This window comes from Janthinobacterium sp., assembly GCF_009923995.1.
Classification (GTDB): Bacteria; Pseudomonadota; Gammaproteobacteria; order Burkholderiales; family Burkholderiaceae_D; genus Janthinobacterium.
In genome coordinates this window covers 90,082-109,612 of sequence record NZ_RFSK01000008.1, presented here as the reverse complement: position 1 = coordinate 109,612, position 19,531 = coordinate 90,082, and the positions used below count along the sequence as shown (strand labels likewise).

Annotated in this window: 16 protein-coding genes; 6 read left to right on the top strand and 10 right to left on the bottom strand. The window is 65.8% G+C overall.

Annotated elements, in window-relative coordinates; all coding sequences use genetic code 11:
* The first annotated feature begins 7 nt into the window (after window positions 1-7).
* The 5 genes from EBS11_RS06490 (at window position 8) to EBS11_RS06470 (ending at window position 5,830) form a co-directional block, all read left to right on the top strand.
* The gene (locus tag EBS11_RS06490) at window positions 8-979 is read left to right on the top strand and encodes a hypothetical protein (protein ID WP_290601417.1); all 972 of its coding nucleotides are present in this window, start codon (window positions 8-10) and stop codon (window positions 977-979) included.
* Window positions 976-2,757 carry a VWA domain-containing protein gene (locus EBS11_RS06485; RefSeq protein WP_290601415.1) on the top strand — a complete coding sequence of 594 codons (1,782 nt, stop codon included), beginning with the start codon at window positions 976-978 and terminating at the stop codon, window positions 2,755-2,757. The genes EBS11_RS06490 and EBS11_RS06485 overlap by 4 nt, the downstream gene beginning before the upstream one ends.
* 87 nt (window positions 2,758-2,844) lie before the next feature.
* On the top strand, window positions 2,845-3,438 hold the full coding sequence (locus tag EBS11_RS06480) for a hypothetical protein (RefSeq protein WP_290601414.1): 594 nt from the start codon (window positions 2,845-2,847) through the stop codon (window positions 3,436-3,438).
* Window positions 3,435-4,802, top strand: a complete 1,368-nt coding sequence (locus tag EBS11_RS06475) for a capsule biosynthesis protein CapK (RefSeq protein ID WP_290601413.1) — start codon at window positions 3,435-3,437, stop codon at window positions 4,800-4,802. Before EBS11_RS06480 ends, EBS11_RS06475 begins: the two co-directional genes overlap by 4 nt.
* Window positions 4,799-5,830, top strand: a complete 1,032-nt coding sequence (locus tag EBS11_RS06470; protein WP_290601412.1) for an AAA family ATPase — start codon at window positions 4,799-4,801, stop codon at window positions 5,828-5,830. Before EBS11_RS06475 ends, EBS11_RS06470 begins: the two co-directional genes overlap by 4 nt.
* Here EBS11_RS06470 and EBS11_RS06465 read toward each other — a convergent pair.
* Window positions 5,799-6,383 carry a TetR/AcrR family transcriptional regulator gene (locus EBS11_RS06465; protein ID WP_290601411.1) on the bottom strand — a complete coding sequence of 195 codons (585 nt, stop codon included), beginning with the start codon at window positions 6,381-6,383 and terminating at the stop codon, window positions 5,799-5,801. The genes EBS11_RS06470 and EBS11_RS06465 overlap by 32 nt on opposite strands.
* 167 nt (window positions 6,384-6,550) lie before the next feature.
* Here EBS11_RS06465 and EBS11_RS06460 point away from each other — a divergent pair, with 167 nt between their 5' ends.
* Entirely contained in the window at window positions 6,551-7,354 is an 804-nt protein-coding gene (locus EBS11_RS06460) for an SDR family NAD(P)-dependent oxidoreductase (RefSeq protein ID WP_290601409.1), read from the top strand.
* Between the two features lie 30 nt (window positions 7,355-7,384).
* On the opposite strand, the gene EBS11_RS06455 is transcribed toward EBS11_RS06460, so the two are convergent.
* The 9 genes from EBS11_RS06455 to EBS11_RS06415 form a co-directional block, all read right to left on the bottom strand.
* Window positions 7,385-8,377: a GyrI-like domain-containing protein gene (locus tag EBS11_RS06455; protein WP_290601408.1), complete on the bottom strand. Its 993-nt coding sequence runs from the start codon at window positions 8,375-8,377 to the stop codon at window positions 7,385-7,387.
* 48 nt (window positions 8,378-8,425) lie between these two features.
* Window positions 8,426-9,712 carry an aminotransferase class I/II-fold pyridoxal phosphate-dependent enzyme gene (locus tag EBS11_RS06450; RefSeq protein WP_290601407.1) on the bottom strand — a complete coding sequence of 429 codons (1,287 nt, stop codon included), beginning with the start codon at window positions 9,710-9,712 and terminating at the stop codon, window positions 8,426-8,428.
* Between the two features lie 94 nt (window positions 9,713-9,806).
* On the bottom strand, window positions 9,807-10,709 hold the full coding sequence (locus EBS11_RS06445) for a PfkB family carbohydrate kinase (RefSeq protein ID WP_290601405.1): 903 nt from the start codon (window positions 10,707-10,709) through the stop codon (window positions 9,807-9,809).
* A complete protein-coding gene (locus EBS11_RS06440) occupies window positions 10,706-12,340 on the bottom strand; it encodes an alpha-amylase family glycosyl hydrolase (protein WP_290601404.1) in 1,635 nt (544 codons plus the stop codon). The genes EBS11_RS06445 and EBS11_RS06440 overlap by 4 nt, the downstream gene beginning before the upstream one ends.
* Before the next feature lie 2 nt (window positions 12,341-12,342).
* Window positions 12,343-13,233 (bottom strand): maltose ABC transporter permease MalG, encoded by an 891-nt coding sequence (malG, locus tag EBS11_RS06435; protein ID WP_290601403.1) that lies wholly within the window; start codon window positions 13,231-13,233, stop codon window positions 12,343-12,345.
* Between the two features lie 10 nt (window positions 13,234-13,243).
* Window positions 13,244-14,755, bottom strand: coding sequence for a maltose ABC transporter permease MalF (gene malF / locus EBS11_RS06430; RefSeq protein ID WP_290601402.1), 1,512 nt, complete (start codon window positions 14,753-14,755; stop codon window positions 13,244-13,246).
* 176 nt (window positions 14,756-14,931) lie between these two features.
* Entirely contained in the window at window positions 14,932-16,152 is a 1,221-nt protein-coding gene (malE, locus tag EBS11_RS06425; protein ID WP_290601401.1) for a maltose/maltodextrin ABC transporter substrate-binding protein MalE, read from the bottom strand.
* Window positions 16,153-16,261: 109 nt separating this feature from the next.
* Window positions 16,262-17,347: a sn-glycerol-3-phosphate ABC transporter ATP-binding protein UgpC gene (gene ugpC, locus EBS11_RS06420; protein WP_290601399.1), complete on the bottom strand. Its 1,086-nt coding sequence runs from the start codon at window positions 17,345-17,347 to the stop codon at window positions 16,262-16,264.
* A gap of 221 nt (window positions 17,348-17,568) precedes the next feature.
* Complete coding sequence (locus EBS11_RS06415) at window positions 17,569-19,209, bottom strand: alpha-amylase family glycosyl hydrolase (RefSeq protein WP_290601398.1); 1,641 nt, start codon at window positions 19,207-19,209, stop codon at window positions 17,569-17,571.
* Window positions 19,210-19,531: the final 322 nt, after the last annotated feature.

Here is a 19,531-nt window from a genome sequence, read left to right as displayed (position 1 = left end):
AGGATCCATGATTTCTCCTGCCTTTGCGGCCATCCTGGCCAGCGGCCGTGCCCAGTTCAACGGCCGCGCCGCGGAAGCGCGCCGGCGCTTTCCCGCGCTCGACATGGCCGCCTTCGGCGCCTTTCTGCATGACGGCGTCGATCCGCTGGTGGCGGCCGTGGCCGCCGCTGCGCCCGAGCGCGCGGGCAGCGTCACCCTGGCCGCCTACGACATGGCCCTGGAACTGGTGGGCCACGGCCTGGCGGGGCCGGCGGCGAAAAATCCCTTCCTCAATACCGTGTGGCGCGAGCTGGCGCCGTCGTTTGCGCCGCTGCTGGCGGCGGCGCCCGTCGAGGTGCTGGGCATGCTCAGCAACGCCGCCATCCACCTTGGCGCCGTGGCGGCAGCGCGGCCCGCGCAGTGGCAGCGCGAGCTGGCCGCCCTGGCACCGCAGGTCGCCACCGTGGCGCAGTTGCGCGCCGTGGGCCAGGTGCTGGCCTGGCGTGCCGGCGTGGCACATTTCCGCCAGGGCGCGCTGGCCGCCGCCGACACCTTGCCGCCCGCGCTGGCGCTGGCCGCCTTTGGCGAGCCGGGCGCGCAGTGGCAGCAGGTGCATGCGCAGCTCATGGCCAATCCCTGGCGCGGCAATGCCGATGGCCGGGAATTCGGCAGCTTCGCTGGCCTCGGTGGTGACTTCGGCACGCCGCCGCAGGTGCGCGCCACGCCGGACGGCTTTGTCGTGCGCAGCGCGGAGCGCCATTATCTGCTGGTGGCGGACGCCTATGGCGCCGTGCTGCATGGCGCCACGGCGCAGGAATTTGAGCTGGCGCAAGCCGGCGTGCCGGCATCCGTGCGCCTCGATGGCGCCACCGTGCACGTCGGCGCGCGCAGCATCGCGCTCGACCTGCCGGCCGGCGACATCGGCATGGTCGCGAATGCGCATACCCTGGCCATCACGTCACCGTGGACGCATGCCATCCGGCTGCTGCCGCTCGCATGAAGAACGATGCCGACATCGCGCTGATCGACGCCTGGCGCGCCGCCTGGCCCGAAGCCCTGGCCGTGTGGAGCAAGTTTACGCGATTGCGCGACCCCAGCCTGTGCGCCAGCCGCGTCGAAGCCGGCAAGCAGGGCCTGTCCGGCAGCTTCGCCATGATCCGGCTGCTGGACCAGAGCGTGGTCGTCGACTTGCCGCTGGTGACGGAACTGGGCCTGGACGACTATGCGCTGGAAATCCTCGCCCATGAAATCGGCCACCACATCCTCGCGCCGGGCAGCGCCACCGACCAGTTCCGCCTGCTGGCCCGCATGCGCCGCGCCTTGCCCACCCTGGAGCAGCACGCGCCCATGGTGGCCAACCTGTACACGGACCTGTTCATCAACGACCGCCTGCAGCGCCAGGCGAACCTGCGCATGGCGGACATCTACCGCAAGCTGCAGCAGGGCAGGGCGGCGGATGGCAAGGCGAAGGCCAGCGGCGGCGTGTGGACCCTGTACATGCGCATCTATGAAAACCTGTGGCAGCTGGAGAAGGGAGACCTGGGAGGAGGGCAGGCCGACGAGCGGCTCGATACGGATGCCTGGCTGGGCGCTCGGCTCATTCGCGTGTATGCGAACGACTGGATGCTGGCGGCGGGCCGCTTCGCCACCTTGCTGCTGCCTTACCTGGTGGAAGACACGGATGCCCTGGGTGGCAACCTTGATCCCAGCCGCTATCTGCAGGACACGCGCGACGCGGCGCGCGGCTGCCAGACGTATGGCGCGCAGCAGATCGAGGATGACGAGGCGGACGGCGCCATCCATCCCGTGCACGATACGCGTATTTCCGGCCTCGATGGCGAAGAGCCGCAGGGCGATGCGCCGGCCAGGCCCGGTGGCGGCCAGCTGCGCGAGCCGTTCGAACTGGGCGACATCCTGAAGGCGTCGGGCGTGGACCTGAGCGACCATGAAATCGCCATCCGCTACTACCGCGAGCGGGCCTTGCCGCACCTAGTGGCGTTTCCCAGCCGCCCCGCGCCCGAGTCGCTGGAGCCGCAGATGGAAGGGCTGGAAGCGTGGGAGATCGGCGACCCGCTGGAAGACATCGACTGGCTGCAATCGGTGCTGCAGTCGCCGCGCCCCGTGCCGGGCGTGACGACCGTGCGCCGCGTGTATGGCCGCGAGCCGGCGCGCGCCATCGACGCCGTGCCCGTCGACCTGGACATGTACGTGGACAGTTCCGGTTCCATGCAGAATCCGCAGGCGCACACCTCCTTCCTGACCCTGGCCGGCGCCGTCATCGCCTTGTCGGCCCTGCGCGCGGGCGCCAAGGTGCAGGTGACCCTGTGGAGCGGCAAGAACGAGGTAATGCAGACGCCCGGTTTCGTGCGTGACGAGGACATGATCCTCGGCGTGCTGACGGGCTTTTTTGGCGGCGGCACCTGTTTCCCCATCCATTGCCTGGGCAAGACGTATGCGGGCAAGCGCGAACGGCCCGCGCACATCCTGATGATTTCCGACGACGGCATCACCACCATGTTCGACCAGGATGAACTGGGCAACAGCGGCTGGGAGATTGCGGCGAAGGCGCTGGCCCAGGGCGGCGCGGGCGGCACCATGGCCCTGAACCTGGCGCGCGACTGGGATGGCGCGGCCAGCCACAAGTGGCTGCAGCAGACCTACGACGATCTGAAGCGCGCGCGCCGCGAACAGGGCTGGGATATCCACGCCGTCGAGCGCTACGAGGATTTGCTGGACTTTGCGCGGGCGTTCAGCCGCAGGCACTATGTGAAGAGCTAAACAAGATGAATATGCGCAGCAAAATTCCGGGGTCAGACCCGGCGGGTCTGACCCCAGTATTTGCCGTTGGGTTAAGGTAAGGACATCATGATGCAAATCGGTCCCGACCTCGAAACCCTGACCCACCGCCTGGCCGACACGCCCGTCGAATTCCTCGCCGAGCCCCGCATCGCCGGCGTCGCCAACGCGCAGGCCGTGTCCGTGGCGGCGCTCGTCAACGACATCCTGCTGCTGCATGGTGCCCGCGCGCCGGCCGCGTCCCTGCAGGGGTTTATCGGCGCGCAGGTGAAGGCGGACCGCAACCGCCTGGCGCTGGCCATGATCGCGTGCTGGCTGCTGGCCGACGCGTGGTTCATCGGCCAGCGGCTGGCGCAGCAGGATCTGCTGCAGGTGCTGGGCGAGGCGGCGCGCGAGCTGGCCGCTGCCACGCCGGCCCACCAGTTCACGCAAGACCCCGAGCGGCGCGAGGAGCTGGCCCGCATGGTGCTGGCGCGCCTGGGTTTCCGTCCCGCGCAGGAAAGCGTGGCGCAGGCCACGGACAGGCTGTCCGCCATCAGCGGCACGGAGCGCCGCCGCCTGCTCGAAGCGAGCCGGCTGGCCGAGCAGCGCGCGCGGGAAATCCGCGAAGCGCTGGCGAAGAAGGCGGCCGAGGAATCGGCCGACAAGTGGTCGCGCGAATGAGCGTGGATGTCAACCTGCCCGCCGGCGCGTGGGAATCGGACCGCGACTACTGTCCCACCCTGACGCCGGCGGGCGCGCGCATGCTGGAAACCCTGCGCAGCCATCCCGCGGCCCCCCGCTACCGCAACCGCAGCGGCAACAAGCTGCAGGCGGCGGAAGTGGCGGCCTTGCGCGCCTACGAGCAGGAAGTCGTGCAGGCGGATATCGGCTGGAGTGCCAATGCGCCGCCAGCCTGGCTGCCGGGGTTCCTCAAGGCGACGTATGCCACGGTGCCGCATTACCGCGCCTGCGGTTCGCCGCCAGCGCGCTTGCAGGACGTACAGCCCGTCAGCCGCGCCGAGCTGGCGCATGACATCGCCGCCTTCGTGCCCGACGATGCGGACCTGGCGCGCATGATCAATTTCCAGACGACGGGCACCACGGGCCATCCGCTGCTGATCGCCTCGCACCCGCTGGTGGCGGGGCGCTACCTGGCCTTCCACAAGCGCGCGCTGGCGCGCTTCGGCGTGACCCTGCGCCATGGCGCGGGGCAGGTGGGCGTGATGCTGCTGGGGCACCAGCGCCGCTGCTTCACCTATGTCTCCGTCACGCCCACGATGAACGAGTCGGGGCTGGCGAAGATCAACCTGCATCCGGACGACTGGCGCGATCCGGACGACCGCGCGCGCTACCTGGACGCCATGGCGCCCGAGCTGATCGCGGGCGATCCCATCTCGTTTGCCGAGCTGCTTACCTTGCCCATGGCGCACAAGCCGGCCGCGCTGCTGTCCGTTTCGATGATGCTCCTGCCCGGCATGCGCGCACGACTGGAGGCGGCTTTCGGCTGCCCCGTACTCGACATCTATTCGCTCAATGAGGTGGGGCCCGTCGCCGTGTATGACGAACGGGCGGGCGGCCACGTGCTGCTGCAGCACCGGCTGTACGTGGAAATCCTCGATGGCGACGGCCAGGCCGTGCCCGACGGGGAGCGCGGCGAAATCACCGTGACAGGAGGTTTCAATTTCTGCCTGCCCCTCGTGCGCTATCGCACGGGCGACTACGCATCGCTGGCGCATGGCCCGCATGGTCCCGTGCTGGTGGGGCTGGCGGGCCGCAGCCCCCTGCGTTACCGCACGGCGCAGGGCGAGTGGATCAATAATATCGACATCACGCACGCCCTGAAGCCTTTGGCCATCGCCGTGTTTGGCGTGCACCAGCATGGGGATGGCAGCATCGCGCTGCGTCTGGCGCCGAACGCCATGCCGCAGGCAGGCCGGGCGCGCGCCTTGCTCGCGCCGTTTTTCGGCGCCGTCGCCGTCGAGACCTTGCTGGCGGAAGACAAGATCATTCAATACACTTCGGATTTGCGGGAAGCGGCAGTATGAGCACGTATAAAAGGGGCCTCGTGGTGGGCAAATTCTGCCCGCTGCACCTGGGCCATGAACTATTGATACGGCGTGCCACGCAGGCTTGCGGGGAACTGCTGGTGGTCAGCTACACGAAACCGGAATTCCCAGGGCTGGAGCCGGCGCGCCGTGAAGGCTGGCTGCGCGCGCAATTTCCGCAGGCGCACATCGTGGTGCTCGACGACGCGCGCCTGGCCGCCCTGTGCGCGGCGCGCGGCGTGCCGGCGCGGACCTTGCCGCATAACGACGACGACGGCGAGCTGCATCGCCACTTCATGGGCTGGCTGTGCTGGACGGTGCTGGACTTGCCCGTCGATGCCGTCTTCAGCAGCGAAGACTACGGCCCCGGCTTTGCCCGGGTGCTGCAGCAGCATTACGCGCAGGGCGCCGTGGCGCATGTCAGCGTGGACCAGGCCAGGACACTGGTGCCCGTGTCTGGCACGCTGGTGCGGCAGGACCCGCATGCGCACGGCGCGTTGTTATCGCCTGTCGTGCGCGCCAGTTTCGTCAGGCGCGTGTGCGTGCTGGGCGGCGAGTCGAGCGGCAAGACGACCCTGGCGCAAGCGCTGGCGCGGCATTTCGACACGGCCTGGGTGGCCGAGTATGGCCGCGAACTGTGGGAAAGCCAGGATGGCGTGCTGGCCTATGACGATCTGCTGAAGATCGGCAGGGAGCAGCTGCAGCGCGAAGCCGCCGCTGCCGGACAGGCGCGGCGCTGGCTGTTCTGCGACACGTCGCCGTTGACCACGTATTTTTACTGCGTCGAGATGTTTGGCCGGGCGGAAGCGGCACTGCTGGAGCTGGCCGGCCATGATTACGACCTGGTCGTGCTGTGCGCGCCCGATTTTCCCTTCATCCAGGATGGCACGCGCCGCGACGACAGCTTCCGGCTGCGCCAGCATGCGTGGTACCAGGCGGAGCTGGCGCGGCGAGGGATCGCCTTTGTCCATGTCGCTGGTTCCGTGGACGAGCGGGTCAGGCAGGTGGCGCAGGTGCTGGCGGCGTAGGCGCATACGCGGCCTGTACCGCCGCCAGGATCTCGTCCGACAATGCGCCATCATCGACGGCGCGCGCCAGCGCCACGGCGCCCACCATGGCCGACAGCATGACGATGGCGTCCTGGCGGGGATTGCGTTTTTTCCGCCACGGGAAATGCGCCGCCAGCTTGCCGATGATCGATTGCAGGTGGATGCCAAAGGCGGGGCGCACGGCCGGCTGCTTGCGCGCGTCGCCGGCCAGTGCCGCCAGCAGGCAGCCGTTGCCCGGCGCATCGCGGTGGGCCGCGCTCATATAATCGCGCACATACTGGCGCATGGCTTCCGGGCTGCCGGTTGCCGCATCGAGCGCCGCGCGTGAATGTTCCGAGCCGTGCAGGGTGCTTGCCGCCATCAGCGCTTCCTTCGAGGCGAAGTGGTTGTAGAAAGGGCCGTGCGTGAGTCCCGTCGCCTGCATGATCTGTCCCACGCTGACGCCGTCAAAGCCCTGTTCGCGGAACAGGCGCGCCGCTTCCTGCAGGATGCGCTGGTGTTTTTCTGCCGTCTCGGCGGCTGGGTATCGCATGGCGTGCTCCGGGTCATCAATTAATTTCTGTTGACATCATACATGACGTACGTCATGCTTGCGACATTAATCATGATGATCGTCATGTTTAATGTCGTGCCAAAGCATGATAATCATCATGCTTGCTATCCATGCATTTTCAATTTGAAAACCTTAAAGGAACCATCATGAGCACAAACACTACGCAGGGCACGGCCCTCGTCACCGGCGCCTCCTCCGGCCTGGGCGCCGTCTACGCGGAGCGCCTGGCCGCGCGCGGCTTCGACTTGATCCTGGTGGCGCGCCGGGTCGAGCGCCTGGGCGTGCTGGCCAAGTCGCTGGCGGAAAAATATGGCGTGGCCGTGCGCGCCATGGCGGCAGACCTGGCCGACGCGGATGATTTGCGGCGCGTGGCCGGCGAGCTGTCGTCGAACGCCGCCATCACCATGCTGGTGAATAACGCGGGCGCCTCGACCCTGGGGGCCGTGGTGGATGCGCCCCGCGAGGGCATCGCCGCGATGGACAAGGTCAACGTCACCGCGCTGGCGGAGCTGAGCTACGCCGTGCTGCCGCAGTTCAAGCAGCGCAACAGCGGCACCATCGTCAACATCGGTTCCGTGCTGTCCTTCCATATCCTGCCCGTCAGCACGATCTACAGCGCCACCAAGGGCTATGTGATGAATTTCACGCGGGGCTTGCAGCAGGAACTGGCCGGCACGGGCATCCGGGTGCAGCTGGTGCTGCCCGCGTCGACGGCGACGGAAATCTGGGAATTGAGCGGCGTGCCGCTGGCGCAGCTGGACCAGGCCACCATCATGCGCGCGGAAGACTGCGTCGATGCGGCGCTGGCGGGCCTGGACCAGGGCGAACTGGTGACCCTGCCTTCCGTGGAAGAGCAGGAGCTGTGGGAGCGCTTTGACGCGGCCCGCCTGGCCCTGTTCGCGGGCGCGATGCGCGGCAAGCCGGCATCGCGCTACGGTGTCAAAGGCTGACAGGCGGGCTGCCAGCGCCGCGCGCCGGCGTTACAGGGGCCGCACGGGGATGCAGATCTCGCAAGAGAATTCGCCCGTGGCCGGGTCCAGCGCCGTGGCGGCGGAAAAGCGCTCGAAGCAGGGCCGCTCGTCCCACTGCAGGCCGCTGGACGGCAGCCATTCGCGCGTCATGCGCGTCCACGCGTCGGCGATGGCGCTGGACGGCCCCTTGAATTGCGCCACCGCATAGCGCCCGCCCGGCAGGGTGGCGATGCTGGCGCGGCCGCCCGAGTGGAAGCCATCGGGCACGGCAACGCAGGCGTCGTAGCGGCATTTGTCCGGCGGCGTGATGCCGGGATCGTCATGGCCGATGCCGTAGCAGACCGCGTCGCCCAGGCCGTGCGACTGCATCCAGGGCGCGACGGTGTCACGCCAGAAGGCGCCGATGGCGGGACCGTAAGGGCCGATATGGCGCTGGCACGCCACGGTGGCGGGCGGCAGGTCGAGGATGGTGACTTGCATGGGACTCTCTCTGTGAAGTGGATTGGAGTCGTCATGGTGCTGGAAGTTCGGCCCGTTTTCCTGACCGGGATTGCGCATGGCCTGATCCGGATTGCTATCTTGCCGGCGCAGCCGCATGGCCGCGAGCATGGCAGCGTTTTTTGCGGCCACGCCGGCGCGCCAGGCCGTCGGCGTGCAGCCGAATTTCAGCATGAAGGCGCGCGCAAACGCTTCGCCGGAGCCGAAGCCCGTCGCCAGCGCGATGTCCAGTATCGCTTCGTCAGGGCGGCAGGCCAGCCGCAGGGCGGCCGTTTCCAGGCGCCGGCGGCGCGCATAGTCGCCCAGCGTCTCGCCCATCCAGGCGGCGAACACGCGGTGAAAGTGGAAACGGGAAAAATGCGCGACCTCGGCCAGCTGGGCGAGGTCCAGCGGCGTGTCCAGGTGGCGGTCGATATGATCGAGCACGGCATTCATGCGCCGCGCATATTCGGCGCGGAACAGGCCGGACGCAGTCTGTTCCGGCGATGGGAGCGGGGAGTTCATGTTGCCGATTATGCCATGAAGCCCCCTGCGGGCGGGGTGGGAAGACGCTTACGCCGCGTTCAAGGCCTGCTCCAGGTCTGCGCGCAAGTCGTCGATATGCTCGATGCCCACGGACAGGCGCAGCATGTCTTCGGACACGCCCGCCTTGGCCAGTTCTTCGGCATTGAGCTGGCGGTGCGTGGTGGACGCCGGGTGCGTGGCCAGCGACTTGGCGTCGCCGATGTTGACCAGGCGTGTAAACAGCTGCAGGGCGTCGAGCACGCGGGCGCCGGCCGCGCGGGGATCTTCGCCGCTGGCCAGCTTCAGGCCGAAGGACAGAATGCCCGAGGCGCGGCCCTGCATGTATTTTTTCACCAGCGCGTGGTCCGGATGGTCTTCCAGGCCCGCGTAATTGACCCACGCGACTTTCGGGTGGTTTTTCAGGTGCCTGGCCAGGGCCAGCGTGTTGTCGCAGATGCGGTCCATGCGCAGGGCCAGGGTCTCGATGCCCTGGATCAGCTGGAAGGCGCTCAAGGGGGCAATGGCCGCGCCCATGTTGCGCAGCGGGACGACGCGCGCGCGGCCGATGAAGGCGGCGGGGCCGAACGCTTCCGTGTAGACGACGCCGTGATACGACACGTCCGGCTCGTTCAGGCGCTTGAAGCGTTCCTTGTGCTCAGCCCACGGGAACTTGCCGCTGTCGACGATGGCGCCGCCCACGGTGGTGCCGTGGCCGCCCAGGTATTTGGTCAGCGAGTGGACGACGATGTCGGCGCCATGCTCGATGGGGCGGAACAGGTACGGGCTCGGTACCGTGTTATCGACGATCAGCGGAATGCCGTGCGCGTGCGCGATCTCGGCCAGCTTGGCCACGTCCGTCACATTGCCCAGCGGGTTGCCGATCGATTCGCAGAAGATGGCCTTGGTGCGCGCGTCGATCAGGGCGGCGAAGGTCTCCGGCTGGCGCGCGTCGGCAAAGCGCACTTCGATGCCGATCTGCGGCAGGGTGTGGGCGAACAGGTTGTAGGTGCCGCCATACAGCTGGCTGGCGGAGATGAAATTGTCGCCCGCTTCCGCGATGGTCTGGATCGCATAGGTGATGGCCGCCATGCCCGACGCCACGGCCAGTGCGGCCACGCCGCCTTCCAGCGCCGCGACCCGCTTTTCCAGCACGTCCTGCGTGGGATTCATGATGCGCGTGTAGATATTCCCGGCCACCTTGAGGTCGAACAGGTCGGCGCCATGCTGGGCATTGTCGAAGGCGTAGGCCACCGTCTGGTAGATGGGGACGGCGGCGGCCTTGGTGGTGGGGTCGGGGGTGTAGCCGGCGTGCACGGCCAGGGTTTCGATTCTCATGTGGTCTCCGGTTCGAATGGTCTGCGATGGTGAAATCCGCAGCCATTGTGCCATGCAGCCCTTGCCAAGTTATCACGCTTGATAGAATTTTAAGTCATAAGCTAGTGCCATCTTGATATAAGTCATGCAGCTCTTCGCGCCCGATGAAGCGTTCATGCGTGCCATGCTGGGCGCAGGCAAACGCGCCGGCGATGGCGCCGCGGCGCATGGCGGCGTCGATGCCGGCGCCAGCCAGCCAGGCGTGCAGGAAGGCGGCCACAAACGAGTCGCCCGCGCCATTCGTGTCCACCACGGGCAGGCCCAGTGGCGCGCAGGGGAAGTGGCGGACCTCGTCGCTGCCGCGTTCCAGCAGGTAGGCGCCGTCCGCGGCGATGACGGCGAGCGCGCGGCCTTGTTCCACGATGGCGCGCATGACGGTGTCCTTGCGCTCGCCCAGTGCCGCCGTGCTGAGGAAGACCAGGTCGGCGCGCAGGGCGAAGACCTTGTGGTGCGGGTTGACGCCGTCCCAGTCGTGCAGATCAGTCGACACGGTGGTGCCGCACACGAGCGCATCGTCAAACAGGTCGGCCACCCAGCCCATGATGGAAAAGTGGGCGTGGCGGGCCGGTCCCAGGTAGGGCAGATAAAAGGCGGCCGGCATGCGCACGCCTTCCGGGTGGCGGCCGTCGTACAGCGACATCCTGCGCCCCTGCGGGTCGACCAGGTTGACGCTGCGCCGCGTGCCGGACGGCTCCACGATGTGCGAGAAATCGAGTTTGGCCTCCTTGTAGCGCTGCAGGATGGCCGCGCCCTGCGCGTCGTCGCCGATGAAATCGATGAACTTGCAGCGCAGGCCCAGCGCGTGGCAAGCGAGCGCCACGCCGTTGCCCGTGTGCGCCACGTAGTCGCGGATGGGGGGCACATGCACGGAATCGGCCACCGGCAGTTGCAGGTCGGGGACGCGCACGATGGTGTCGATGCCGGCGCCGCCGACCACTAGAATGTCATAGGTACTCATGGTGCAGCTTTCTCCAGCAGGACGGTGCCGCCAGCGGTCACGGTGACGGTGCCATTGCTGACGGTGTAAGTGTGATTGGTGTAGGCGTCGCGCAGCAGGGCGCCATCGGCGAACACGCCGTGCACCTGCAGTGCGAGCGTGCCTTGCGCTTCGGGCACGGCGATGACGGCGTCGCCATCCGTTACGCGGGCAAACGCATACGGTTTTTCGGCGATTAGGCGATGCTCGCCGCGCGCCAGGGCGGGGTGGCGCAAACGGAACTGGCCCAGCTTGCGCGCATGCGCGAGGGTGGCCGCATCGAGCGTAGTCCAGTTCATGCTTGACCGCGTCGCCTGCTGCTCGTCGCCGGCGGGCGCCGCGCCAGGCTGGCGCGCGCTTTCATCGCCGTAGAACAGCTGCACGCCGCCGGGCGCCAGCAGCAGGGCGGACAGGCCATGCCGCAATTGCCCGCGCGGGAACAGGCTCGTGTCGTGCGAAGAGATATACGACAGGATGTCATGCGGGGGGCTGGTCCCCAGCAGGCCCGCGTACTGGCGGTACACGCCATCGATGCTTTTCCAGTCGCCGCTCGCGCGATGCTGGAAATCGAAATTGATCATCGAATCGAAGCCCGCGTCGTGCCAGCTGCTGCGCTCCGGGCCATGGCCCCACGCTTCGCCCGTCATCCAGAACGGGGCGTCGTCGATCTTCTGCTGCGGGTGGCGCGCCTTCCAGTCCTTGAGGGCATCGGTGGCGGCCGCGCGCAGGGCCAGCCAGCTGGCCGGCTCCACGTGCTTGACGGTGTCGGCCCTGAAACCGTCGACGCCGAATTCGCGCACCCAGTCGGCCAGCCAGTGCACCAGGTAGCCGCGCACGGTCGTCTCGGGCAGGGCGACGGCGCGCGTGTCGCTTTTCCGCTGCAGGATGGGCGGCAAGCCCACGGCCTTGGCGCTTTCCGTGCGGAAGTCGGGCAGATAGGCCAGCTGCATGGTGTAGTCGTCCTTGCCGCCGTCGGGATAGCCTGGCAGGCCGGCGCGCACCCAGTCCGGGCCCCACCATTGTGCGAAATCAAAGTTGTTGTAGTCGATGTAGCTATGATAGTCGCGCAAGGTGGCTTTTTCGTGGCCCGGCCACAGCACGGGCACCTTGTATTGCGCCAGGGTGCGCAGGTCCGCGTAGCCGGGATGGTTCAGCACCACGTCGAACAGCACGCGGATGCCTTGCGCGTGGGCCGTGTCGACCATCTCGCGCAGCTCGTCGCGCGTGCCCATGTTGGCGTCCATGGTGGTGTAGTCGAGCGCCCAGTAGCCGTGGTAGGCGTAGTGCTGGAATTGCTGCTTGCCGCCCACCACCCAGCCGTGGATCTGCTCGTACGGCGCCGTGATCCACAGGGCATTGACGCCCAGCGCCGTGAAATAACCGGCCTTGAGCTGCTGCGTGATGCCGGCGATGTCGCCGCCGTGGAAGCTGCCCACGTCGCCGCCTTGCGGGTCGGCGGCGCGGCCATAACTGTGGTCGTTGCCGGGATTGCCGTTGGCGAAACGGTCCGTCACGGCGAAGTAGACGATGGGATTGTCCGCGAAGCTGACGCTCCCTGCCTGCGCCGAAGCGCTGAGTAACAGGGCGGCCAGCGTGGTCAGGGAGCTGCGCATGGTCAGCCCTTCACGCCGCCAGCCGTCAGGCCGGAGATCATCCACTTCTGCGCCAGCAGGAACACAGCCGTGATGGGCAGGCCGGACAGGATGGCTGCCGCGGCGAAGTCGCCCCACAGGTATTTTTGCTCGTACAGGAACAGCTTGGAGCCGACGGCCAGGGTCAGGTTGTTCTGCTCATGCAGCAACACGGAGGCGATCGGATACTCGATGATGGCGCCGATGAAGGACAACAAAAACACCACCATCAGGATGGGCACCGTCATCGGCAGCAGCACGTAGACGAAGGCTTGCCATTGCGTGGCGCCGTCGACCTTGGCCGCTTCCTCGATCTCGATGGGAATGGTCTGGTAATAGCCCTTGATGGTCCAGATATGCAGGGCGATGCCGCCCGTGTAGGCCAGCACCAGGCTGCCGTGGTGGTCGATGCCCAGCCATGGCACGTAGCTGCCCAGCACGTCGAAGATGGCGTAGATGGCCACCAGGGCCAGCACGGCGGGGAACATCTGTAGCAGCATCAGCGCGGAGAGGGTCTGCGACTTGAAGCGGAACTGCATGCGCGCGAATGCATACGCGCAGGTGGTCGACAGCAGCACGGTGACGCTGGCGCTCATGGTGGCCACCTTGATGGAATTCCATAGCCACAGCAGCACGGGGAAGTCCGGCTCGACCAGGGCGCCGTTGGGCGCCTGGTAGGACATGCCCAGCGCCAGGCGCCAGTGCTCGAAGCTGATCTCGGGCGGTATCAGGTTGCCCGAGGCGAAGTTGCCCGGACGCAAAGAAATCGACAAGATCATCAGGAAGGGAAACATCACCAGCGCGATCAGCGCGATGACGGCGACGTGGGCCGCGAGGATGCGCCAGCGGTTGGAACGGTCGACAACGATAGCCATGGTCTGTCCTTTATGCTTTGTTCATGCGCGTCAGGCGCATGTTGACCAGCGAAATCGCGGCCACGAGGAAGAAGATCAGGGTCGAGATGGCGGCGGCCAGGCCGAAGTTCTGGCCCGAATCCTCGAACGCGATGCGGTAGGTGTAGGACACGAGCAAGTCCGTCGTGCCGGCCGGTAAGGTGGTGTCGAGGAAATCGGGACGCCCGCCCGTCAGCAAGCTGATCAGCACGAAATTGTTGAAATTGAAACCCAGGCTGGCCACCATCAGGGGCGTCAGCGGCTTGATGATCAGGGGCAGGGTGATCTTGAAGAAATTCGTCAGCGGTCCCGCACCGGCCAGGGCCGACGCTTCGTACAGGTCCGACGGGATCGCCTTGATCAAGCCCATGCACACGACCATCATGTAGGGGTAGCCCAGCCAGGTGTTGACGATGAGGATCATGGCCTTGGCCAGGGTGGTGTCCGAGAACCAGGCGGGCTTGATGCCGAACAAGGCGTCGAGCACGAGGTTGATTTCGCCAAAGTTGTTATTGAACAAGCCCTTGAAGACGAGGATGGAAATGAAGCCGGGCACGGCATACGGCAGGAACAGCAGGGTGCGGTACAGGCCGCGGAAGCGCAGCGCATCCCAGTTCAAGAGCACGGCCAGCGCCATGCCCAGGCCCGTCGTGGTGGCCACGCTGATCAGGGCGAAGACGATGGTCCACACGAAAATGCGCAGGAAAGGGCCGCGGAATGCCTCGTCGGAGAAAATCTTCACGAAATTGGCGAAACCGACGTTGACCTTGAAGCCCGGTTCCAGTTTCGTGCCGTCCGGCATTTCATAAAAGCCCGTCTTGAAGTTCGGCTTGACCAGTTCGCCCGTGGCGACTTTCTTCAGCGTGTTGTCCGGCAACTGCTTGTAGACGTGCGCGACGGGGCCGAATTCGCGCAAGCCCACCATGCGCAGCTCGATCCTGTTCGGCAGCACGAGGGTGAGCAGCTTCAAATCCTTTTGCAGGGCGATGATGTCCTTGATGGGCAGCGGCGGGGCCAGCACGGGCGCCTGCACGGGGTCGAGCGGCGCCACTTCCACGTTCAGGGGCACGGCGCGCTTGAGGGCCAGCGGCTCGGTGAGCAGCACTTCGCCCGTGTCCGGGCTTTCCAGGCGCAAACGGTATTCTTTATTCTCTGGATGCACGGTCAAGGCATAGCCCGTGCTTTCCACGCGTTGCGTCTCGTCGAGCAGGTATTGCGTGGCCCGCTCATAGGTGAGCAGGTTGCGCGAGCTGAAATTGGTAAAGCCGATCGACACCGTGTACACCATCGGCAGCAGCACAAAGACGATGACCGCCGTGATGCCGGGAAACAGATAACGGTAGGCATAGGCGCGCGGCGACGTGAAGACAAACGTCGTCAGGGTCAGCAAGCCGAGGAAGACGGCGGCCAGCATGGTCTGGCCGGAAATGTACAACATGAAGAGCAGATACAGACCCAGCGCCATGCTGATGGTCAATACCGTAGGGCCGATAAACTTGCGCACGATGGGATACCTGTGAAAATGAAGCGCTGTAAGATGGTGCGGGAACGATGTTGGCGTGTTGATGGCTGAACCCGTTGAACGGCAGGGGTCGGACCCTGAGGGGCCGACCCCTGATGTCGTTCAGGGCTGAGGGTTGATTTATGTTGAAAGTATCAACCAGGCCAACGATATGTCGCTTAATTCGCCGTCGTAATCCGCTTCGCCGCCGCATCCAGGCCATCCTTGGTGGTCTGGCGGCCTTGCGTGATGTTTTCCAGCGCCGATTGCATCGACGACCAGAAGCGGCCCATTTCCGGGTTGTTCGGCATCGGGCGGCCCGCCTGCGCGCTTTCCATCGTCGCCTGAATGTTCGGGTTGGCTTTCAGTTCTGCGAAGAGCACCTTGTTCGCAGGCGTGCCCAGCGGGACGTCGGCGTTGATGGTTTTCAGGCCGTTGAGCTGCAGCATCTGGTTTTCCAGGAATTCCGTCGCCAGGTCCTTGTTCGGGCTGGCCTTGGAAATCATCGCGCCCAGTACGCCCACGAACGGGGTGGCCGTCTTGCCGGCCACGGTAGGGATCGTTGCCACGCCGAAATTGATCTTCGACTTGCGCGCGTTGTCCCACGACCAGGGACCGTTGATCATCATGGCGATCTTGCCCTGGTTGAATCCCGCTTCCATTTCCGCGTAGCCCGCGCCCTTCGGCATGGCGCCGCTGTTGATCAAGGTCATCAGCGCATTCACGCCCGCCTGCGAACCGGCATTGTTCACGCCTGTCTTGGCCGCATCGTAGCGGCCGTCGGCCTTGACTTCAAACGGGAAGCCGCCGCCCGCGCCCAGCAAAGGCCAGGTAAAGTAGGTGTTGGTGTAGTCCCACAGGATGGCTTTCTTGCCCTGGCCAGACAGTTTCTTGTCCAGCGCGGCGATTTCCTCGAAGGTCTTTGGCGGGGTGGGCACCAGGTCCTTGTTGTAGACGAGGGCGACGGCTTCGATGGAGATCGGGTAGCCCCAGGTTTTGCCGCCGACCGTAAACGCGTTCCAGGCCAGCGGCAGGATGGCGGCGCGTGCTTCCTTGCTTGGCGTCAATGGCTGCAGCAAGCCCGCGTCGATCCAGGTGCCGATGCGGTCATGCGGCCAGATCCAGATGTCCGGACCCTTGCCGGCGGCGGCCGCCTGCTGGAATTTGTTCGGTGCATCTTCCGGATGCTCGACGACGACCTTGACGCCCGTCTTCTTGGTGAATTCCTCGCCGACCTTGGCCAGGCCCTTGTAGCCCTTGTCGCCATTGATCCAGATCAGGAGGGTGCCTGCTTCGGCCGCGTTCGCCATGCTGACGGCGGCCAGGTTGCCGATGCCGGCCAGGGCGGCGGCGAGCAGGGTGGTTTTGATGAAGCTGCGTTTTGGGTTCGTGTAGGACATGTCGATCTCCAGTATCTTTTTTTATGCTAAGTTTATGTTGAGTATCAAGGCTGAAACATGCAACCAGGCCAGGCGGCGCCTGTAGCGCCTGGCCCCTAAAGCGGATAGATCAGGTGCGGGTCTGGCCGTGCTCGTCGAATACGTGGACGCGGGCGGGCGCCACTTGCAGGGAAACCGATTGCCCGATGCTCCAGTCGGTTTCCGCGTCGGCGCGCACCACCAGCGGCTCGTCGCCGCCCGGCACCTGCACATACAGATAGCTGATGTCGCCCAGTTTTTCCACGGCCTGCACGGTGGCCGTGATGGCGGCAGCCGCGCCGGGTGCGCACGCCTGCACGTGTTCGGGGCGCGCGCCGATGGTGACGGGAGTGCCGCTGGCCAGCGGCTGCTTGAGTGCCGCCTGCAGCATGCCGCCCGCGCTGGTGGCGATGGTGGCCACGCCGTCCGCGTGGCTGTGGATCTTGCCCTTGAGGAAATTCATGCGGGGCGAACCGAGGAAGCCGGCGACGAACAGGTTGGCGGGGTGGTGGTACAGCTCCAGGGGCGCGCCCACCTGCTCGATGCGGCCCGCGTTGAGCACGACGATGCGGTCGGCCAGGGTCATCGCCTCGACCTGGTCATGCGTGACGTAGATCATGGTCGAGCGCAATTCACGGTGCAGATTCGCCAGTTCGATACGCATCTGCACGCGCAGCGAGGCGTCCAGGTTGGACAGCGGTTCGTCGAACAGGAAGACGTCGGGTTTGCGTACGATGGCGCGGCCGATGGCCACGCGCTGGCGCTGGCCGCCCGACAAGTCCTTGGGCTTGCGCTCCAGCAAGGGTTCAATGCGCAGTATCTGCGCGGCGCGCTGCACGGCGTCGGCGATCTGGACCTTGCTCATGCCCGCCAGTTTCAGGCCGAAGGCCATGTTTTGCGCCACGCTCATGTGCGGATACAGGGCATAGCTCTGGAACACCATGGCGATGCCGCGCTTGGCGGGCGGCACGTCGTTCATGCGGGTCTTGCCGATGAATAGATCGCCGCCGCTGATCTCTTCCAGGCCGCAGATGCTGCGCAACAAAGTGGACTTGCCGCAACCCGATGGCCCCACGAAGACCATGAATTCGCCATCGGCGATCTCCAGGTCGATGCCGTGCAGGGTTTGCACGTCGCCATATGCCTTCTTCAGGCCTGTTAACTTCAGTCCAGCCATGTCTGTCGTCCTCAATCTCACTGAATGTGCCTGGCCAAATCTACTGCGCGTCGAACTTGCGGCTGGCGATGCTCACCGTGCATTCGCACAGCTGCGCTTCTCAGCCACAACTTTCATCCGCTCGCTACGATTTTGCCAAGCACTGATACTCTGTTGTTCGGCCCCGCTGATGCGCGGGGCTCGTTATTGTAATTGGCGGCATGGCCGCCAATGCCTGCGATTTACGCCAGGGTGCCGAACCAGCCGCCATGCGGGGGCAGGGTGATCTGGCCGGCTTGCTGGCTGCCCGGCAAGCCATGGCCCGCCAGGTCGGCCGCCGGCGCCGCATCGGGCCAGGCGAACGTCACCGCTTGCGTGCCCAGGTTGAAGGCGGCCAGCACGGAGGGCTGACCCGCCAGGTCGCGGCGGAAGGCCAGCACGGGTTCCGGCGCATCGAAGAAGGTGATGTCGCCCTGCAGCAATTGCGGCTGGCGGCGGCGCCAGGCGAGGATGTTCTGCGCGAAACGCAGGGGCGATCCGGCGTCGCGCTGTTCCACGTCGACGGCGCGCGCCAGGTGCTCGGGCGGCACGGGCAGCCATGGTGTGGCAGTGCTGAAGCCGCCGTGCGGCGCCTCGGCCACCCATGGCATCGGCGTGCGGCAGCCGTCGCGGCCCTTGAACTGGGGCCAGAACGGGATGCCGTACGGGTCTTGCAGCGCCTCGAAGGGCAGGTCCGCTTCCGTCAGGGCCAGCTCGTCGCCCTGGTACAGGCACGGCGTGCCCTTCAATGCCGCCTGCACGGCCAGCACCACCTTGGCCAGCGAGGGCGACGGATTCTCGCCGCCCCAGCGCGTCATGACGCGCACGCTGTCGTGGTTGCCCACGGACCAGGAAGCCCAGCCGTCGGCCACTTTGGCTTCGAATTCTTCCACCTGGGTGCGGATGTGCGCGGCCGAAAACTCCGCCGTCAGCAGGTTGAAGCTGTAGGCCATGTGCAGCTTGTCGCCGCCCGTCGTGTAGGCGGCCATGGTGGCCAGGGCATTGTCGTCGCCCACTTCGCCGATGGAAATGGCTTGATATTCGTCCAGCACGGCGCGCACGCGCTGCAGATAGGCGATGTTTTCCGGCTGCGTCTTGTCGTACACGTGCGACTGCATGCCGTAGGGATTGATGGCCGACACGCTGCTCGCATCGCGCTGCGCGGCCGGCGGATTGTCGCGCAGCAACTGGTCGTGATAGGGGAAGTTGCAGGAGTCGAAACGGAAACCGTCGACGCCCCGTTCCAGCCAGAAACGCAGGTTGTCCAGCTGGGCCTGCTGTACGGCCGGGTTGTGGAAATTCAGGTCGGGCTGGCTGGCGAGGAAATCGTGCAGATAGTACTGGCCGCGGCGCGGCTCCCATTGCCAGGCGGAACCGCCAAACACGGACAGCCAGTTGTTCGGTGCCGTGCCATCCGGTTTCTGGTCGGCCCACACATACCAGTCGGCCTTGGCATTGTCGCGGCTGGAGCGGCTTTCCACGAACCACGGGTGGACGTCGGACGAGTGCGACAGCACCTGGTCGATCATCACTTTCAAGCCCAGTTCGTGGGCGCGGGCCACGAGGCGGTCGAAATCGGCCAGGGTGCCGAACATGGGATCGACATCGCAGAAGTCGGCCACGTCGTAGCCGAAGTCTTTCATCGGCGACGTGAAGAAGGGCGAAATCCACACGATGTCGGCGCCCAGGGCGGCGATGTAGTCGAGCTTGGAAGTAATGCCCGGCAAGTCGCCGATGCCGTCGCCATTGCTGTCGAGGAAGCTGCGTGGATAGACCTGGTAGATGACGGCGCTGCGCCACCAGTCGGCGGGCAGGTGGGCGAGATTATTCTTGATGGTAGACATGAATGATTTCTTAAAAGTGCCTGGAGCTTCAGCTATCAGGGCGGCGCTGCTGGTTGGTAGGCGAACGTCTTATTTTAAAATTCAAAGCGCTTTGGGTCTGAAATGAGTATAGTTCAAAGCGCTTTGAAAAGTAAAGCGATACCGTGTGCGGAAACCGGGAATTTTTTCGCTGCTGCCCGGCCCGGCGCCGCGCGGCGGGAAGCTGCCCGTCGCGGGACGGCGCTGCACGGGCGGCCTGCGCCGTCCCGGTTTTCCAGCCCCTGTCCGGGTGGAACAATTGCATAATGGCGGCATCGTCCTGTGGCGAGGAAGCCTGTTCCGG